The organism is Arthrobacter sp. 01T414, assembly GCF_056398965.1.
In genome coordinates this window covers 91,864-106,615 of record NZ_JBFTQK010000004.1, presented here as the reverse complement: position 1 = coordinate 106,615, position 14,752 = coordinate 91,864, and the positions used below count along the sequence as shown (strand labels likewise).

At 65.9% G+C, this 14,752-nt stretch carries 14 protein-coding genes, 1 tRNA gene and 1 riboswitch; of the genes, 10 read left to right on the top strand and 5 right to left on the bottom strand.

Going from position 1 to position 14,752, the window contains the following annotated elements:
• The first annotated feature begins 702 nt into the window (after positions 1-702).
• From AC1DK9_RS10565 to AC1DK9_RS10555, 3 genes are all read left to right on the top strand, one after another.
• Positions 703-984 carry a pyrophosphorylase gene (locus AC1DK9_RS10565; RefSeq protein ID WP_476861576.1) on the top strand — a complete coding sequence of 94 codons (282 nt, stop codon included), beginning with the start codon at positions 703-705 and terminating at the stop codon, positions 982-984.
• Between the two features lie 69 nt (positions 985-1,053).
• Positions 1,054-3,123 carry an alpha/beta hydrolase gene (locus tag AC1DK9_RS10560; protein WP_476915887.1) on the top strand — a complete coding sequence of 690 codons (2,070 nt, stop codon included), beginning with the start codon at positions 1,054-1,056 and terminating at the stop codon, positions 3,121-3,123.
• Positions 3,110-3,712, top strand: coding sequence for a hypothetical protein (locus AC1DK9_RS10555; protein WP_476915886.1), 603 nt, complete (start codon positions 3,110-3,112; stop codon positions 3,710-3,712). Before AC1DK9_RS10560 ends, AC1DK9_RS10555 begins: the two co-directional genes overlap by 14 nt.
• A 194-nt stretch (positions 3,713-3,906) precedes the next feature.
• On the opposite strand, the gene AC1DK9_RS10550 is transcribed toward AC1DK9_RS10555, so the two are convergent.
• Positions 3,907-3,996: transfer RNA gene (locus AC1DK9_RS10550), tRNA-Ser, on the bottom strand.
• 138 nt (positions 3,997-4,134) lie between these two features.
• Here AC1DK9_RS10550 and AC1DK9_RS10545 point away from each other — a divergent pair.
• The 4 genes from AC1DK9_RS10545 (at position 4,135) to AC1DK9_RS10530 (ending at position 8,026) form a co-directional block, all read left to right on the top strand.
• The gene (locus AC1DK9_RS10545) at positions 4,135-5,163 is read left to right on the top strand and encodes a zinc-dependent alcohol dehydrogenase (RefSeq protein WP_476915885.1); all 1,029 of its coding nucleotides are present in this window, start codon (positions 4,135-4,137) and stop codon (positions 5,161-5,163) included.
• A gap of 3 nt (positions 5,164-5,166) precedes the next feature.
• The gene (locus AC1DK9_RS10540; protein WP_476861029.1) at positions 5,167-5,565 is read left to right on the top strand and encodes a 6-pyruvoyl trahydropterin synthase family protein; all 399 of its coding nucleotides are present in this window, start codon (positions 5,167-5,169) and stop codon (positions 5,563-5,565) included.
• A gap of 6 nt (positions 5,566-5,571) precedes the next feature.
• Positions 5,572-6,714 carry a glycosyltransferase gene (locus AC1DK9_RS10535; RefSeq protein ID WP_476915884.1) on the top strand — a complete coding sequence of 381 codons (1,143 nt, stop codon included), beginning with the start codon at positions 5,572-5,574 and terminating at the stop codon, positions 6,712-6,714.
• 70 nt (positions 6,715-6,784) lie between these two features.
• The gene (locus AC1DK9_RS10530; RefSeq protein WP_476915883.1) at positions 6,785-8,026 is read left to right on the top strand and encodes a DNA glycosylase AlkZ-like family protein; all 1,242 of its coding nucleotides are present in this window, start codon (positions 6,785-6,787) and stop codon (positions 8,024-8,026) included.
• A 22-nt stretch (positions 8,027-8,048) separates the two neighbouring features.
• Here AC1DK9_RS10530 and AC1DK9_RS10525 read toward each other — a convergent pair whose 3' ends face one another.
• On the bottom strand, positions 8,049-8,552 hold the full coding sequence (locus AC1DK9_RS10525; RefSeq protein WP_476861026.1) for a nucleoside deaminase: 504 nt from the start codon (positions 8,550-8,552) through the stop codon (positions 8,049-8,051).
• 98 nt (positions 8,553-8,650) lie between these two features.
• On the opposite strand from AC1DK9_RS10525, the gene AC1DK9_RS10520 reads away from it, so the two are divergent.
• The 3 genes from AC1DK9_RS10520 to AC1DK9_RS10510 all read left to right on the top strand — a co-directional run bounded on the left by AC1DK9_RS10520 (position 8,651) and on the right by AC1DK9_RS10510 (position 10,584).
• Entirely contained in the window at positions 8,651-9,478 is an 828-nt protein-coding gene (locus AC1DK9_RS10520; protein ID WP_476916096.1) for a phosphatase PAP2 family protein, read from the top strand.
• A gap of 12 nt (positions 9,479-9,490) precedes the next feature.
• Positions 9,491-10,126 carry a uracil phosphoribosyltransferase gene (upp, locus tag AC1DK9_RS10515; RefSeq protein ID WP_043478170.1) on the top strand — a complete coding sequence of 212 codons (636 nt, stop codon included), beginning with the start codon at positions 9,491-9,493 and terminating at the stop codon, positions 10,124-10,126.
• A gap of 80 nt (positions 10,127-10,206) precedes the next feature.
• The gene (locus tag AC1DK9_RS10510; RefSeq protein ID WP_476915882.1) at positions 10,207-10,584 is read left to right on the top strand and encodes a VOC family protein; all 378 of its coding nucleotides are present in this window, start codon (positions 10,207-10,209) and stop codon (positions 10,582-10,584) included.
• Between the two features lie 111 nt (positions 10,585-10,695).
• On the opposite strand, the gene AC1DK9_RS10505 is transcribed toward AC1DK9_RS10510, so the two are convergent.
• The 3 genes from AC1DK9_RS10505 to AC1DK9_RS10495 form a co-directional block, all read right to left on the bottom strand.
• Positions 10,696-11,415 (bottom strand): aggregation-promoting factor C-terminal-like domain-containing protein, encoded by a 720-nt coding sequence (locus tag AC1DK9_RS10505; RefSeq protein WP_476915881.1) that lies wholly within the window; start codon positions 11,413-11,415, stop codon positions 10,696-10,698.
• Positions 11,414-11,599: riboswitch (cyclic di-AMP (ydaO/yuaA leader) on the bottom strand. It overlaps the preceding gene by 2 nt.
• A 219-nt stretch (positions 11,600-11,818) precedes the next feature.
• The gene (locus tag AC1DK9_RS10500) at positions 11,819-13,300 is read right to left on the bottom strand and encodes a HAMP domain-containing sensor histidine kinase (protein WP_476916095.1); all 1,482 of its coding nucleotides are present in this window, start codon (positions 13,298-13,300) and stop codon (positions 11,819-11,821) included.
• 96 nt (positions 13,301-13,396) lie between these two features.
• A complete protein-coding gene (locus AC1DK9_RS10495; RefSeq protein WP_476861021.1) occupies positions 13,397-14,137 on the bottom strand; it encodes a response regulator transcription factor in 741 nt (246 codons plus the stop codon).
• Positions 14,138-14,752 lie beyond the last annotated feature (615 nt).

Here is a 14,752-nt window from a genome sequence, read left to right as displayed (position 1 = left end):
CGTGCCCGACGAATGACGAAGACCACCAATTGCCCGTAAGCCGGTCCCCTTACGGACACCGGAACCGGTCGCCATCGGTGGATCTATGTGTCTCATAACCTCAGTGCCTCGAAACCCTAGGGTTTCGAGACGTCAAGATCCTCTGGTCGAAATCCCACCGCACACCGGACGTTCGGCTTTTTCGGGCCACCTCAGCAATAGGTCGGGAGCGAACGTGTGACTGAAGTAGCTCGCGTCATGGATGCTAACGGTCGCGTCTAGAGACTCGAGCTCCTTAGTAACAGCAACTCTTACGGCATTGATCGAGTTCCGAGGAGAACTTATCTCTTGCACTCAGGATGTGGCTTGAGAAGCCACCACGATCATTCGCTTTCAATTCAGTCCCTTCGCCGTGTCGTGATGTTCGATGCGGCCTCGATGCTCTCTGGATACAGTCAGCATCTCCTCATCATCTTCTGGAAACCGTCGCGGGCAAACGTCGCCATGGGTGAGACTGTAGGCGGAGGGGCTGACAAGGTTTGGGACTCAGCCCTTCTAGGTTCGGGCGCCCGCGCGGGTTCGAGCCCCGGCGAGGCATGCGGCACCAGCGAGAAGATATTACGCCATTTGTTGGATTTATTGGTTTAGTGTTGATAGTGACGGGCATTCCCGGCCCCGGCGGTGATGCCGTCGGCGGTTTATATTTTCACTTTGGGGGTTTCTATGTCGCGTGTGTTGTCTACTGAGCAGGCCAAGGCTGCTATTGGTCAGGTGCAGTCGATTATTTCTAGTGGGTTTACGGATCAGATTTCGGCGTTGGATGCGCAGGGTCGTGTGCTGTCGGATCCGAATGTGTGGGATGGTCCGTTGGCTGCTGAGTTCCGTGGTTCGACGTGGCCGGAGACGAAGGCGGCGTTGGATAAGGCCAAGGAGGAGTTGGAGCAGTTGCGGGGTCAGTTGCAGAAGATTTCGCAGGATATTTTCTCTGCTGGTGGCGGGGCGTAATTGACCTAGGCGGATGGGCCAGGCGGCCCTTCTCAGCAGTTTGCAGCGATGTCATTGGGGGAGTAAGCATTGGGCGTTTCGTTTGACGATAATGCTGCCACGTCTTTGGTCAGGGTTGCCCGCGATGTGGATGGGCGGCTTCGTGATGAAGGCGTGTTGCGTCGTGGTGCGGTAGAGACTGCGCTGGAGGACTTCGCTGGTGGGTATGCGGACTTGTTCAAGGAGGCTGCCTCGATTGAGGCTGAGGATCGTGGGAAGCTGGCTTCCGTGCTTGACGGTCTTGCCGGACAGGTCGAAAGAGCGCATCGAAAAGCACGGGAGGAACGCGACCGCCAATCCCGACTGGATGCTTGGCGGGAGCGGGAGGCCGATCGTGAAAGCAGGCGCGTGAACTTCGTCGGCGGCGTCGGCACCGCGGTAGAGGGCATCTTTGATCCAAAACCCTCGGAGACGCCGGTCGCCCCGCCAACCATTTCGGCTGTCTTTTCTCCCAGGCAACGCAACCGTACCTCAGGCGGTGGATCTTCGAACGGGAAAAGTTCTGCCGTTCCGGACCACCTCCGCACGTTCGTGGCCCAGTCAAGGGCGGGTATCACAGGCATGCAGCAAGATCTCATGCGGCTGGGCAACGCGTGGGTGTCGTTCACTTCCTCTTGCGCCTGGGTTCCGCTCGGGTCGAATTCCTTCCTTGGCGGCTTTGAGCGGCTCCTGGCCGAAAATGCGGCAGATGCTTATTGGATTGAACACATCGCCGATGCATTCACCGCAGCCGGCGGAGGATCACTTTCACACGCTGCGCTCGATCTAGCCGGTACTGGTTTCGCACCGTTGAGCGACCAGGAACTGTTACATGCACTTTCATCCCTGACCGCAAAGGAGCTGGCCGCCATGTCGGCGGCCTCTCCAGCGCTGAAGTCACAGATTCTGTTGATGAACCCAACAGAGATCCACTCGTGGTGGACGGGACTGAACCCGCCCCCGGGTGTCGAAACCCAGTTTTCTGTCCGGCAGGACCTCCTATTGAGACAGTTCCCTACGGTCTTCGGAAACCTAGAAGGAATGCCCTACAAAGCACGGGACTATGCCAACCAGACCGCACTTACGGCTGCGGTAGCCGATGTGAAGACCCAAATCGCCCAAATACAGGCGCTCGTCGGCGAAACGACCGTGGGCTACGGTGGGGTGCCCCCGGTAGTGGCCGTGATGAGGCAATCACTCATCGACCTACAGAAGCAACTCGACGTGCTGAACAATATACGAAAGGCGCAATTTACCCCTGAGGGCTGGGAGAAGCGGCACTTGATCTCCTTCACCCAGGACAAGCCCCCTCTGGCCGCCGTGTCGATCGGTGACCTCGATACCGCGAGCAGTATCACCTATGCGGTTCCTGGCATGGGCACCACCGCAGGCGACATGACGCGGTGGACGAAAGTAGCCCAAAACCTCCAGGACCTGCTTCCCGAGGGAAGTGCTGTGGTGTCTTGGATCGGGTACGAGACACCTCCCGTGCCCGCTCTGGAGAACAACATCGACGTCGGCGTTCTTGATGTGAACCGAGCAGTAGCGGGCGGGCAGAAACTCGCCGGGGCGCTCGGCGGACTGGCCGCAGTCCGCGGTGAGAGCGCGCCGCAACTCAATATTGTGGCTCACTCCTACGGGACGACCACGGCAGCAGTGGCACTGACGCAGCCGGGCATCCGGGTGGATAACTTCATCACGCTCGGTTCAGCAGGGCTGCCCGACAACGTCCATACCGCATCTGACCTCAACGCAGAACACATATACTCCGGACATGCGCGCGACAAGATCCCTGGTGAAACGGAAAGCGGAGACCAGTGGGCCTGGACCGGCCGGGAAGGCAGCCGCGACCACCACGTGAATCCGATGGAACCTGAGTTTGGGTCCCGCGCCTTCGGCACTGATACCGGCGGTGACGCCGGACCACCCGTCGCCGACCACAACGCGCTCACGTCTGAGGAAGGTGGACCGGTAGGGTATTTCGACCGTGACACAGAATCACTACAAAACGTCGTGCGGGCTATAACCGGCGCAACGGACGACATTACCCCGTACGTTCCGTTGGGGCCGACTGACCTGCAAAAAGCCCTACTGGAAGGACTGTCAAATGCCAGCGGCTAAGACGCATAGAAGGATTCTCACGGCCGCAGCGGCCGTGCTGATGATGGGAACGGCCTTAACCGCATGCGCTGACAAGGAGCCAAACACGACGATGTCAGACAAGTCAACACCGGAAAAGACAATCAGTGCCAGAGAAGGGCGAGATCGCGTGGTCGAACTCGTCATCAACACCACCAAACAGCTCGACGTCACCGGCTGGTGGCCCCGCAACGGCGTCGCCGGAGCACAGGAGTGCACCCTCGGAACAGGCGAAAAGGGGGCCAGCTACGGTTATGACCACTGGGCCACGCAAGGAACTCACCATGTTGAGGACGCCAAACGCGTAGCCGAATATTGGAAATCCCTCGGCATGACCGTGCGCACCGTAAATCCGTCGACACACCCGACTGTCTTCGCGGAGGGCGGTCCCGTCCTTCGGGCAAGCTTCGACACGAATGCGGCTGATAAATCCTACCGAGTGGGTGCCACCGCCCCCTGCTCGCCGGGCGATGCTTGGGAGCTCAACGTTGCGGATCAGGCCGAGCGGGATCAGGGCAAAAAATTCCCCGGGGACGAAGGCGTTGTCGTTCGAAAAGACCCGCCACAATAACTGGTCAAAAACTTAGACATGCTCAGAAGAGGTTTCCTTGTCGAGGAAAACGCCGTACAGGTTGGCTCGGTCATTGAGGTTGGTACGCCTAAAAATCACAAGCGACRCACCGTCCCCTTCCCGCGCTCTTGATTTGGGCAAAGCAAAGACCCCTGCTTCCCTTGTAAACAAAGGGAAGCAGGGGCCTCGCTACGTGGCGGTGACGGTGGGATTTGAACCCACGTTGGCTTTTACACCAAACAACATTTCGAGTGTTGCACCTTCGGCCGCTCGGACACGTCACCAACCTGACTAGGGTACCGGAGTAGGGCGCCCAACCCCAAAACGGCACCCAAAGGCCCTCCGAAAACCATCCCTCCGCGCCCCGCCAGCGGCGCCGAAGCTTTCCCCCACCCGGCTCCGGCACTAGATTCGTAAGCAAGATGAGCAAATCGAACTACACCAGCCAGGCAGCAACCACAGCAACCGCATATTGGACCGTCGGCCCCGAACAGGGTGAACTCCGCCGCGAGGAACTGCCCGCGCCCGGCCCCGGCGAAGTCTTGGTCCGCTCGCTCTACTCCGGCATCAGCAAAGGCACCGAGATGGTGGTGCACAACGCCCGCGTGCCGGAGTGCATCGCCGAGGAGATGGCCGCGCCGCACCAGGAAGGCAGCTTCCCGTCGCCCGTGAAGTTCGGCTACCTCTCCGTCGGCGTCGTCGAGCAGGGCCCGGCCGAGTGGCAGGGCAAGACGGTCTTCTGCCTGCACCCGCACCAGGACCGCTACATCGTCCCGGTCGCGTCGCTCACGGAAGTCCCCGACGACGTTCCGGCCCGCCGCGCCGTCCTCACCGGCACCGTGGAAACCGCCGTCAACGCCCTCTGGGAGGCCGGACCGCGCCTCGGCGACCGCGTCGCCGTCATCGGTGCAGGGCTGGTTGGCGGCATGGTCGCCAAGCTCCTGGCAACGTTCCCGCTGGGCCGGCTGCAACTGATCGACGTCGACCCCGCCAAGCGCGCCTTCGCCGACACCCTGGGCGTCGACTTCTGCGACCCCGACGACGCGCTGGACGATTGCGACATCGTGATCCACTGCTCCGCCTCCCAGGCCGGCCTGCAGCGCGCCCTGCAGTTGGTGGGCGACGAGGGCGAGATCATCGAGATGTCCTGGTACGCGGACCGCCTGGTCACCCTGCCGCTGGGCGAGGACTTCCACGCCCGCCGGCTTTCCATCCGCGCCAGCCAGGTGGGCGTCGTCGCCCGCGCCCGCCGCCACCGCCGCAGCAACGCCGACCGGCTCGACCTGGCCGTCTCGCTGCTTGCCGACCCGGTCTTCGACATCTTCCTCACCGGCACGTCCGCGTTCAGCGAGCTGCCCGACGTCGTGCAGCGCCTCTCCGACGGAAGCCTGGACGCGCTCTGCCACGTCATCGAATACCCCGAAGTTCCCGCAACCGAAAGCACGAGGTAATCCGTGTTCAGCCTGACCGTCCGCCGCAATTTCATGATCGCCCACAGCCTGCCGCGACCCGCCTTCGGCCCCGCGCAGGGCCTGCACGGCGCCACCTTCGTCACGGAGGTGACCTTCCGCCGCCCGGCCTTGAACGAGGATGCGATCGTGCTGGACATCGGAGAAGCCGGGGACGTGCTGGATGCCATCCTGGCGGACCTGAACTACAAGAACCTCGATGAGCACCCGGACTTCGCCGGCAAACTCAGCACCACCGAAGCCCTCGCGCAGTACATCGCCGACGCCGTCGCCGGCCGGATCCGCGATGGGGAGGACGGGAAGGCCCTAGCCGGCATCGACGTCACGCTGCGTGAAACCCCGGACGCCTGGGCCAGCTACTCGCTCGAGTTCGACGCCCGCTAGCAACCCGTGGCAGCGCCCCGCCTCCGCCTCCTGGTGCCCGGCAACGTGCGCCACAACTCCGGCGGCAACGCCTACAACGCCGCCCTGATCCGCGCCCTGCGCGCCCTCGGGGTGGCGGCCGAGTCCTGCGGGGTCGACGGCGACTGGCCGGTCGGCAGTCCCGCTGACCGGCAGGAGCTGCGCCGCCTGCTGACCGAGTCCGACGCCGGCCAGCCCACGATGGTGGACGGCCTGGTGGCCTGCGGGGCGCCGGACGCGCTGGAAACGGCGGCCGCTGCCGGGGCGCCGGCCTGGATCCTGCTGCACATGCCGTTGGACGCGCACCCGGATCTGGAACGCCGCGCACTGCAGGCCGCGGCGGGTGTTATCTGCACCAGCAACTCTGCGGCGGCGACCCTGCGGGAACGGCACGGGATGGATGCAGCCGGGAAGATCCGCGTCGCGCTGCCCGGCACCGACCCCGCGCCGGCAGCCGCCGGCTCCGAACCGCTCCACCTGCTGGCGTTGGCCGCACTGTTGCCCAACAAGGACCAGCTGCTCTTGTTGCGTGCCCTGGCCGGCGTTAGGGACCTGGCCTGGACGGCCACGCTCGCCGGATCGGACACCGCGGACCCCGCCTACGCCGCGCTGCTGCGGAGCGAAACGGATCGTCTTGGCCTCAGCGGCCGGGTCCGCCTCCCGGGTGAACTGCGCGGAGCGGCAGTGGATGCGGAGTGGGCCGCCGCGGACCTCAGCCTGCTGATCTCCCGGGCCGAAACCTACGGCCTGGTGGTGACGGAATCGCTGGCCCGCGGTGTGCCGGTGATCGTTCGGCAAGGCACAGGCGCCGTAGAAGCGCTCGCCGCCGGCAGCCCCGCAGGCAAAGGACCCGCCGCCGCTGCGGACATCCCCGCGGCCGCGCCAGCGGCAGAGGCAGAGCCTGCGGCAGGGCCGGAAGCAACCGCGGTGCCGGGCGCCGCCGTCGAACTCGGTTCAGACCCCGCACCGCTCGCAGCGCTGCTCCGCCGCTGGCTCACCGACGTCACGCTCCGCACCGACTGGCGGTCCGCCGCATGGTCCTCGCGGGAGCTTCTGCCCGGCTGGGACGCCACGGCACGGTTCGTCCTCGCGATCCTCGGCGGGCCCGACCACCCAACTAACTCGCAGTAGTTGTCGTTTTGAGGGCCCATAACGACAACTATTGCGAGCTAGTTGGAGGCCTGAGGTGCAGAATGGCCCCATGACGACCGAGCCCAGCACTGTGCAACTGCCGCCCGCGGAGAGCCTCACCGCCGAACGGCTCCGCGCCTGGTCCTGGCACCGGCAGGGCCTGGACGGCTCGCTGGCCGGCTGCACCGCGGAACAGGTCTTCGCCCGGGGCGGCTGGGCACGGTCCGTGGGCGGGGCCAACCCGTACCTCACGCTCTTCGCCCGGGCGGGGATCCGGCGCGCACAGGTGGACGCCGACGTTCTGGCGCACCGCATCCTGGAGCTGCCCACGGCCCGCGGCTGCACCTACGTGTTGGGCGCCGACGACTTCGACTGGGCGCTGCGGCTGGGGCGCGACCCCGCCGAGGCCGGCTTCAAGGTGGTGGGCCGGCTGGGGGTGGACCGCGGAGAAATCGCGCTGCTCGAGGAACAGGTGCTGCACACCCTCACCGAAGCCGGCGTCCCGCTCGACCCGCGGCAGCTCAAGGACGAACTTGGCGATTCGGTGCGCAACCTCGGCGAGGAGGGCAAGAAGAAGGGCGCCGCCACCACGCTCCCCACCGCGCTCGGCATCCTGCAGGCGGACGGCCGGATCCGCCGCGTCCCCGCCAACGGCCGCCTCGACCAGCAGCGTTACGCCTACGAGCCATGGGGACTGCGGCCGAGCACGCTCAGCGACGAGGACATCCGCGCGGAGCTGATCCGCCGCTACCTCGGCTGGACCGGAGGGGCCAGCTTCAAACAATCCCAGTGGTTCAGCAGCTTCACGGTGGCGCAGAGCAAGGCAGCGTTCGCCGCCGTCGGCGCCGTCGAGGTTCCCACCGCCGCCGGGGGAGACCCGCTCTGGATGCTGCCCGACGACGTCGAACGCCTCGCCGCCTTCGAGGAACCGGCCGAAGAACAAATCCAGCTGCTCGCCGGAACGGACTCGCTGGTGCTGCTGCGCCGGAACGCGGGGGAGCTGCTGGCCGCGGAGGATCAGGACAAAAGGGCGCTGGGCTCGCTCGCGCTGCAGGCCGACCTGCCGGACCATCCGATTCTTGACCGCGGCCGGATCATCGGGCTCTGGCAGTACGACCCGGGCCGGGAGCGGATCGCCGCCTGGGGGTTCACCGCCCCCACGCCAGCGGTAACCCGCCGGATTGCCGAGGTGGAGGCCTGGATCAAGGAAGACCTGGGCGACTTCCGGGCCTTCAGCCTGGACTCGCCGGCGTCGCGGCAGAAGCGCATTGACGCGCTGCTGGCGTCAACGACCGCCACCGCCGAGCGGTAGTCAGTCCTCGGATCCGGCTGGGTCAGGTGCCGCGGTGTCCGGCGAAGAAATCGCGCAGCAACGCGCCGCATTCCTGCTCCCGGACGCCTGCGTAGACTTCCACCCAATGGTTGAGCCGGCGCTCGCGGAGGATATCGAAAACGGACCCGGCCGCCCCGGCCTTCTCATCCCAGGCGCCAAAGACCACCCGTGGAATCCGGGCCAGCACCACGGCACCGGCGCACATGGCGCACGGTTCCAGCGTCACCACCAGCGTGCAGTCCTCGAGCCGCCAGCCGTCGCCGGCCACGCCGTCGTCCGCGCTGCGTGCGCGCAGTTTGGCCGCGGCCTCCCGGATCGCCACCATTTCGGCGTGCGCCGTCGGGTCCCCGAGTGCCTCCCGCTCGTTTCGCCCGGTGCCGAGCACGGCGCCGTCCGGGCCGATCACGACGGCGCCGATCGGCACGTCCGCGGTGGCCAGCGCCCGGCGAGCCTCGGCGAGGGCCAGGCCCATCCATTCCGCATGGCGGGGCTCGGGGGTAGTCATGGCTCAATGATAGTTTCGACACTAAGCAAGCTGTGCACCCCTGCGGTGCACCGGGAAGTCGGGAGACGGCATTGAGCACGAAGACTGAGAGCTGGCTGATGCGGCGCTGGGGCAGGTGGGTGGTCCCGTACGCCGCACTGTGGGTCACCATGCTGATCGGCGGCATCGTCGTGGTCGCCTTGGCGCTCACCAGCGCGGAGGTCTATGACAATGTGGTCGACGACGCCGGCCTGGCGAACCTGGACAAGCCCACGCTTTCGTTCATGCAACAGCTGCGCAACCCGGGCCTGGACGCCTTCGTTACCGGGTTCACCAACATCGGCGGCGGCATCGGCATGCCGATCCTGGCCAGCATCCTCACGGCCACGCTGATCTGGGTCTCCCGGACCTGGCGGCCGCTGATCCTGATCGGCGGCGCCGCCGCGGTTTCCATTACCGCCACCTCGCTGGGCAAGAAGCTGATCGGCCGGGCCCGCCCCGACTTCGCGGACGCGGTGCCGCCCTACGAGACGTCGCCGTCGTTCCCCAGTGGCCACACCCTGAACTCAACTGTTGTGATCGGCCTGGTGGTTTACCTGGCCTGCCTGCAGGTGAAACGCACGCTTGCCCGCGTGGGTTTCATCACGGCGGGTGTGATCTTCGTCTTTGCGATGGGCATGAGCCGGGTGTTCCTGGGCCACCACTGGATGACCGACGTGATCTTCGGCTGGGCCCTGGGACTGGGCTGGGTGGGGATCGTGATTCTGGCCCACCGGCTGTTCCATGTGCTGCGGCACCGCGAACATACCGGCCCCGCCCCCACCTTCGATAACGAAGCGCACCTGCGCGACCGTGCCCCCGACAACATCGCGGACGTCGCCGCAGCCGACGCCGCCGCCGACGCCGATCAGAGTGGCTCTGCGGGGAGGTCCTCGACGTCCGGGTGATAGTTTTGACCCATGCGCACTCTCGTTGTGGACCACCCGCTGGTCGCCCATAAGCTCACCGTTCTGCGGGACAAGAACACCCCGTCCCCGGTCTTCCGCCAGCTCACCGAGGAGCTCGTCACGCTCCTGGCCTATGAGGCAACCCGCGACGTCCGCACCGAGCCGGTCACCATCGAGACCCCGGTCAGCACCACCATCGGCACGGCGTTCACCAAGCCCACCCCGCTGGTGGTCCCGATCCTCCGCGCCGGACTCGGCATGCTCGAAGGCATGACCAAGCTGGTCCCCACCGCCGAGGTCGGCTTCCTGGGCATGGCCCGGGACGAAGAAACCCTGGACATCATCACCTACGCCGAGCGCCTGCCCGAGGACCTCACGGACCGGCAGATCTTCGTCCTGGACCCGATGCTCGCCACCGGCGGAACCCTGCGCGAGGCGATCAAGTTCCTCTTCAAACGCGGCGCCTCGGACGTCACCTGCATCTGCCTGCTGGCCGCGCCGGAGGGCCTGGCCAAGCTGGAGGAAGAGCTCTCGGACGCGAACGTGACCATCGTGCTCGCCTCGATCGACGAGAAGCTCAACGAGAAGTCCTACATTGTGCCCGGCCTGGGCGACGCCGGCGACCGCCTGTACGGTATCGCGGGCTAAGCGACCGACTAGCCAGGCGACTGCCTCGGCGCCACCAGCCAAGGGTTCCGGCGGGACCTTTCCGGGACTAGCCTGTGGCCATGGACTGGAAACTTGAACTCATCTTCGTGCCCGTGTCTGATGTGGACCGGGCCAAGGACTTCTACGTGAACAAGGTGGGCTTCAACGCCGACTACGACGAGCGGCCCTCGGAGGGCATCCGGTTTGTCCAGCTGACGCCGCCGGGCTCCGGGTGCTCGATAGCGATCGGGGAGGGGCTCAACGAAGCCCCGCCCGGCACCGCGCCCAGCCTCCAGCTCGTGGTCGGCGACATCAAAGCCGCGCACAAGCAGCTCAAGGACAACGGCGTGGACGTCAGCGACATCGACGTCCAGGACTGGGGCCAGTTCGTCTACTTCGCCGACCCGGACGGCAATAAATGGGGTGTGCAGTACATCCCCGGCCGCCCGAACGGGTAGCCGCTCCGCCCCGCCGTCGTCTCCCTGCGGTGCAGCCCATGAAAAGGGCCCCGGATCCACTGGATCCGGGGCCTTCCTCATGCGGGCCTCAAGGCCCGTGGCTACGGCTGTTTAGTACCAGTTGTTCGCGTAGTGGAAGTTCAGGGCGCCACACGGAGAACCGTAGCGGTCCTTCACGTACTGCAGGCCCCAGTTGATCTGGGTCCGGTAGTTGGTCCGGTAGTCGGCGCCGGCGCTGGCCATTTTCTCGGCGGGCAGTGACTGGACCACACCGTAGGCGCCGCTGCTGGCGTTGGTGGCGGTGGTCTTCCAGTCGGACTCCCGGGTCCACAGCTTCATCAGGCACTGCATCTCGCTGGGAGCCCAGCCATGGGCGGGCAGCTGGGACGCGGCGTAGGCCTGCGCACCGGCGGGATCGTCGATCGCGACCGGCTTTGCGGGTGCCGCCGGGGTGGCGCGGGTCGGCTTAGGGGCCGGGGCAGCCGGGGCCTTGGCGGGCTTGATCTTGGAGGCCTGGGCCTCGACGCTCATCGGGGCGGACGACGCGGGCGCAATGCTGCCGACGCGCTCAAAGTCTAGGGTCTGCAGGGACGCGGCAGTGTCCTTGGCAGCTTCGGCGGTGTGGGCGGCAGAGCCGGACGCCTGGCCCGCGGCGCCTGCACCCAGCAGGACGGCGAACGCGGTGGCCACGACGGCGGCGCGCTTGCCATTGGTGCGGGCCCTCGACGAGGACACGGCCGAAGGGCGCTTTGCCGGCTCGGCACGGTGGCGTGCGGTGTCGGACGTGCGTTTAGCGCCCTCTGGGCGCGTGGGTTCCTTGATTTCAGTCATGTTCGCCTCTCAACGCCTACGGAGTTAGCTGTCGGGTTCGGATGCGAAATCCGGCCGCACGGAATCTCGACGTGTCGGCTTCACCCCTAGGGTGCATGGATGCAGAATGCCCGGGAACACTGGGTTCCCCGTCTCTGCCTGGTCCATGGGAATCCGGGAGCGGCAGAGTTTGGCGTCAGCCCGGATACGCGGCCAGATCGATGGCCGCACCCTAAAACGGTACCGGACTTTCACTCGGAAGTCACATTTAGGTAACGGCGGCCCGCCGCTGCGGTGTGGCGTCTTGCCTATTGGGCCGGGTGTTGGCGGCCCGTTTCGACGGTTCCCTGCCCGCACGACGCCGGTGAGCAGCGAGCGGGCAGGGAACCGTCGAAACGGGCAGGCAGGCTGCTACGTCAGGCGGCTACTCCACCGGGGACGCCGCGGGCAGCCGCACGGCGAACTCCGTCCGCCCCGGCCTGGACGTGACTTCGACCGTTCCGCCGTGGGCCTCGACAATCGATTGCACAATGGACAGGCCCAGGCCGCTGGTGCCTTCCGACGCCGCGGCCGCGGTCGCGACGGCTGAAGTGGCCGCCGACCCTGGGGCGGGACGGGCCGCTCGGCCGGCAGCGCCACCTGCGGACCGGTTGGTGCGGGCTGCGTCCGCCCGGGAGAAGCGGGCGAACACCCGGCCGAGGAATTCGGGGGCGATGCCGCCGCCGTTGTCCGTCACTGTGACCACGGCGCTGCCGTCCGCCGAGCGCCTCACGCCCGTGATCACGGTGGTTCCGGGGTCCGTGTGCTTGCGGGCATTGGACAGCAGGTTGGCGAGGACCTGGTGAAGCTGGGTTGCGTCCCCGCGCACCACCACGGGCTCGTCCGGGAGCTCCAGCTGCCAGGTGCGGTCCGGTGCCATGACTTTCTCGTCGCTGACGGTCTCGACGGCCAGCTGGGTGAGGTCGACGTCGATGAGTTTGAGCGGTTGCCCCTCGTCCAGGCGCGCCAGCAGCAGTAGGTCCTCCACCAGGGTGGTCATCCGTTCGGACTGGCTCTGGACGCGGGCCAGGGACTTCTCGCCGTCGGGCGTGAAGTGTTCGGTCATCCGCATCAGCTCCGTGTAGCCGCGGATGGCGGTGAGCGGGGTGCGGAGCTCATGCGAGGCGTCTGCGACGAACTGGCGCACCTTCATTTCGCTCTCCTGCCGCGCCTCGAGGGCGTTGGAGACGTTGTCCAGCATCTGGTTCAGCGCGTGGCCCACGCTGCCCACCTCCGTTCCCGGATGGGCCGCCGACGCCGGGACGCGCACCCCCAGCGCTACCTCACCGGCGTCCAAGGGGAGCCGGGAGACCTTGGTGGCAACCTCGGAGAGCTGCTCCAGCGGTTTCATGGTCCGTCGGATCAGGGCGGTGCCGGCGAGCCCGATCAGCACGAGGCCGCCCGCCGAGACGATGCCCAGGGTCCAGACGAGGGACGCCAGGGTGTTTTGTTTTTCTTCCAGCGGGAGGCCGGTGACAATGATGTCGCCGTACGGGGCGCGCACGGCGGTGAGCCGGTAGGCGCCGGCCGAGAGCGTCCGTTCCACCGGCACGCCGTCCGGGCGAAGCGCCAGCAGGGCGGCGTCGTCGGCGGCGGAAAGGCTCTGGCGGGTGGCGTCGTCGGCCAGGAAGCCGGGGTCGCTGACGGCGCCGTTGGAGATGCGGGCAGTGAGCGTTCCGATGCCCTGACCCCGGGCTTCGAGCAGGTCGGGGCGCCGGCCGGAGTCGTCGGTGGAGGGCCTGCCGAATTCGCTCGCACGGTGCGAGGCCTGGGCCAGCTGGGTGTCGAGCTGCCGGGTGAGGACCACATCCATGGAGACGTAGCTGAAAACTCCCACCGCACCGCAGATGGCGACGAGCAGCGCCATGGCGAGCAGGACCAGCCGTGTGCGTAGGTGCCAGGTGGAAGGGTTGCGCCAGTCGGGACCGGGGACTGGGGCCCCACGTGAGGGGGTGGGCACGGATCAGTCCGCCGGTTTCAGGACGTAACCGGCGCCGCGCACCGTGTGGATCATCGGAGCGCGGTTGGCGTCGATCTTCTTGCGCAGGTAGGAAATGTAGAGTTCCACGATGTTCGCCTGGCCGCCAAAGTCGTAGTCCCAGACCCGGTCCAGGATCTGGGCCTTGCTGATGACCCGCTTGGGGTTTTCCATCAGGTAGCGCAGCAGCTCGAACTGCGTAGCGGTCAGGTGCAGCTCCTCGCCGGCGCGGGTGACGTCGCGGGTATCGACATTGAGCACCAGGTCACCCACTACAAGCTCGGCGGTATCCATGGCGGCCACCCCGGAGCGCTGGACCAGCCGGTGCAACCGCAGCAGCACCTCTTCCATGCTGAACGGCTTCGTCACGTAATCATCGCCCCCGGCCGCCAGGCCGGTAATGCGGTCCTGGACGGCGTCTTTGGCCGTGAGGAACAGCGCGGGAACCTCTGGCGCAAACGCGCGGATCCGGCTGAGCAGCTCAACGCCGTCGAACCCGGGGAGCATCACATCCAGCACCAGGACGTCGGGGCGGAACTCCTTGGCGAGCTTGACCGCTTCGGGGCCATCGGCCGCCACTGCCACGGACCAGCCGGCCATCCGCAGCCCCATGCTCATGAGCTCGGAGAGGCTGGGCTCATCGTCCACCACCAGTGCGCGGATGGGAGAGCCGTCCGGATGCGTGAGCTGGGGAAGGTTGTTGGTCATGGAGTGCGAAGTGGCCATGGGACGACTCTCCGATCTGCCGTTGGGCCGAGGCTTTGGGGACCCTGTGCGGCACCTGTGAATCCCAGACTACCGAGCTGTACGCTGCCCCGGAGGTGCAAACGCCACGAGTCGGCCTCGGCCCGGGGCCTGCCCAGTCCGTGGACTGGTTGTGATGGCGTGACTCTTTCGAGACGATTCCGCCAGTATTGCTTACCGTGAATATTTTCGGCCTAGAGGTGGCAGTAGCTGAAGAATCTTCGACAAACTGGGTTGCACGTACTCGCATGCAGTGAAACACACAATTATTCGTAGGCTTATCAAAATTGTGATTTGCGCTACAATCGACGTTTTCGTCTCACCATGCGGACTTTGGAGTCCATTGTTACTTGCTAGTTCTTATTGTTACGTTGCACACTTCAATTGTGAACAAGAACTCAACAGCACCTGCAGCCGCAGCTTCCTGGATCAGCGCACCAGCTGGTACTGAGATGCCCTGTTGTCGAATGCACGCCTAACTTCTACACCCCAGAACGTTTCTAGGCATTCGCCCCCAGCCCAGCGTCGGGCGCCCCTCCCCAGTTTTCATTGCGGGGAACTCAGCATTCGAGCCGCGATGACGGCCATTCACATTGA

Excerpts from the sequence above, each read along its gene's own strand:
- AC1DK9_RS10495 (WP_476861021.1), bottom strand. The coding sequence starts at position 14,137 with ATGGCCACTTCGCACTCCATGACCAACAACCTTCCCCAGCTCACGCAT.
- AC1DK9_RS10565 (WP_476861576.1), top strand. The coding sequence starts at position 703 with ATGTCGCGTGTGTTGTCTACTGAGCAGGCCAAGGCTGCTATTGGTCAG.
- AC1DK9_RS10545 (WP_476915885.1), top strand. The coding sequence starts at position 4,135 with ATGAGCAAATCGAACTACACCAGCCAGGCAGCAACCACAGCAACCGCA.
- AC1DK9_RS10505 (WP_476915881.1), bottom strand. The coding sequence starts at position 11,415 with ATGACTGAAATCAAGGAACCCACGCGCCCAGAGGGCGCTAAACGCACG.
- AC1DK9_RS10510 (WP_476915882.1), top strand. The coding sequence starts at position 10,207 with ATGGACTGGAAACTTGAACTCATCTTCGTGCCCGTGTCTGATGTGGAC.
- upp (WP_043478170.1), top strand. The coding sequence starts at position 9,491 with ATGCGCACTCTCGTTGTGGACCACCCGCTGGTCGCCCATAAGCTCACC.
- AC1DK9_RS10500 (WP_476916095.1), bottom strand. The coding sequence starts at position 13,300 with ATGGCGCTGCTCGTCGCCATCTGCGGTGCGGTGGGAGTTTTCAGCTAC.
- AC1DK9_RS10525 (WP_476861026.1), bottom strand. The coding sequence starts at position 8,552 with ATGACTACCCCCGAGCCCCGCCATGCGGAATGGATGGGCCTGGCCCTC.
- AC1DK9_RS10555 (WP_476915886.1), top strand. The coding sequence starts at position 3,110 with ATGCCAGCGGCTAAGACGCATAGAAGGATTCTCACGGCCGCAGCGGCC.
- AC1DK9_RS10530 (WP_476915883.1), top strand. The coding sequence starts at position 6,785 with ATGACGACCGAGCCCAGCACTGTGCAACTGCCGCCCGCGGAGAGCCTC.
- AC1DK9_RS10520 (WP_476916096.1), top strand. The coding sequence starts at position 8,651 with ATGCGGCGCTGGGGCAGGTGGGTGGTCCCGTACGCCGCACTGTGGGTC.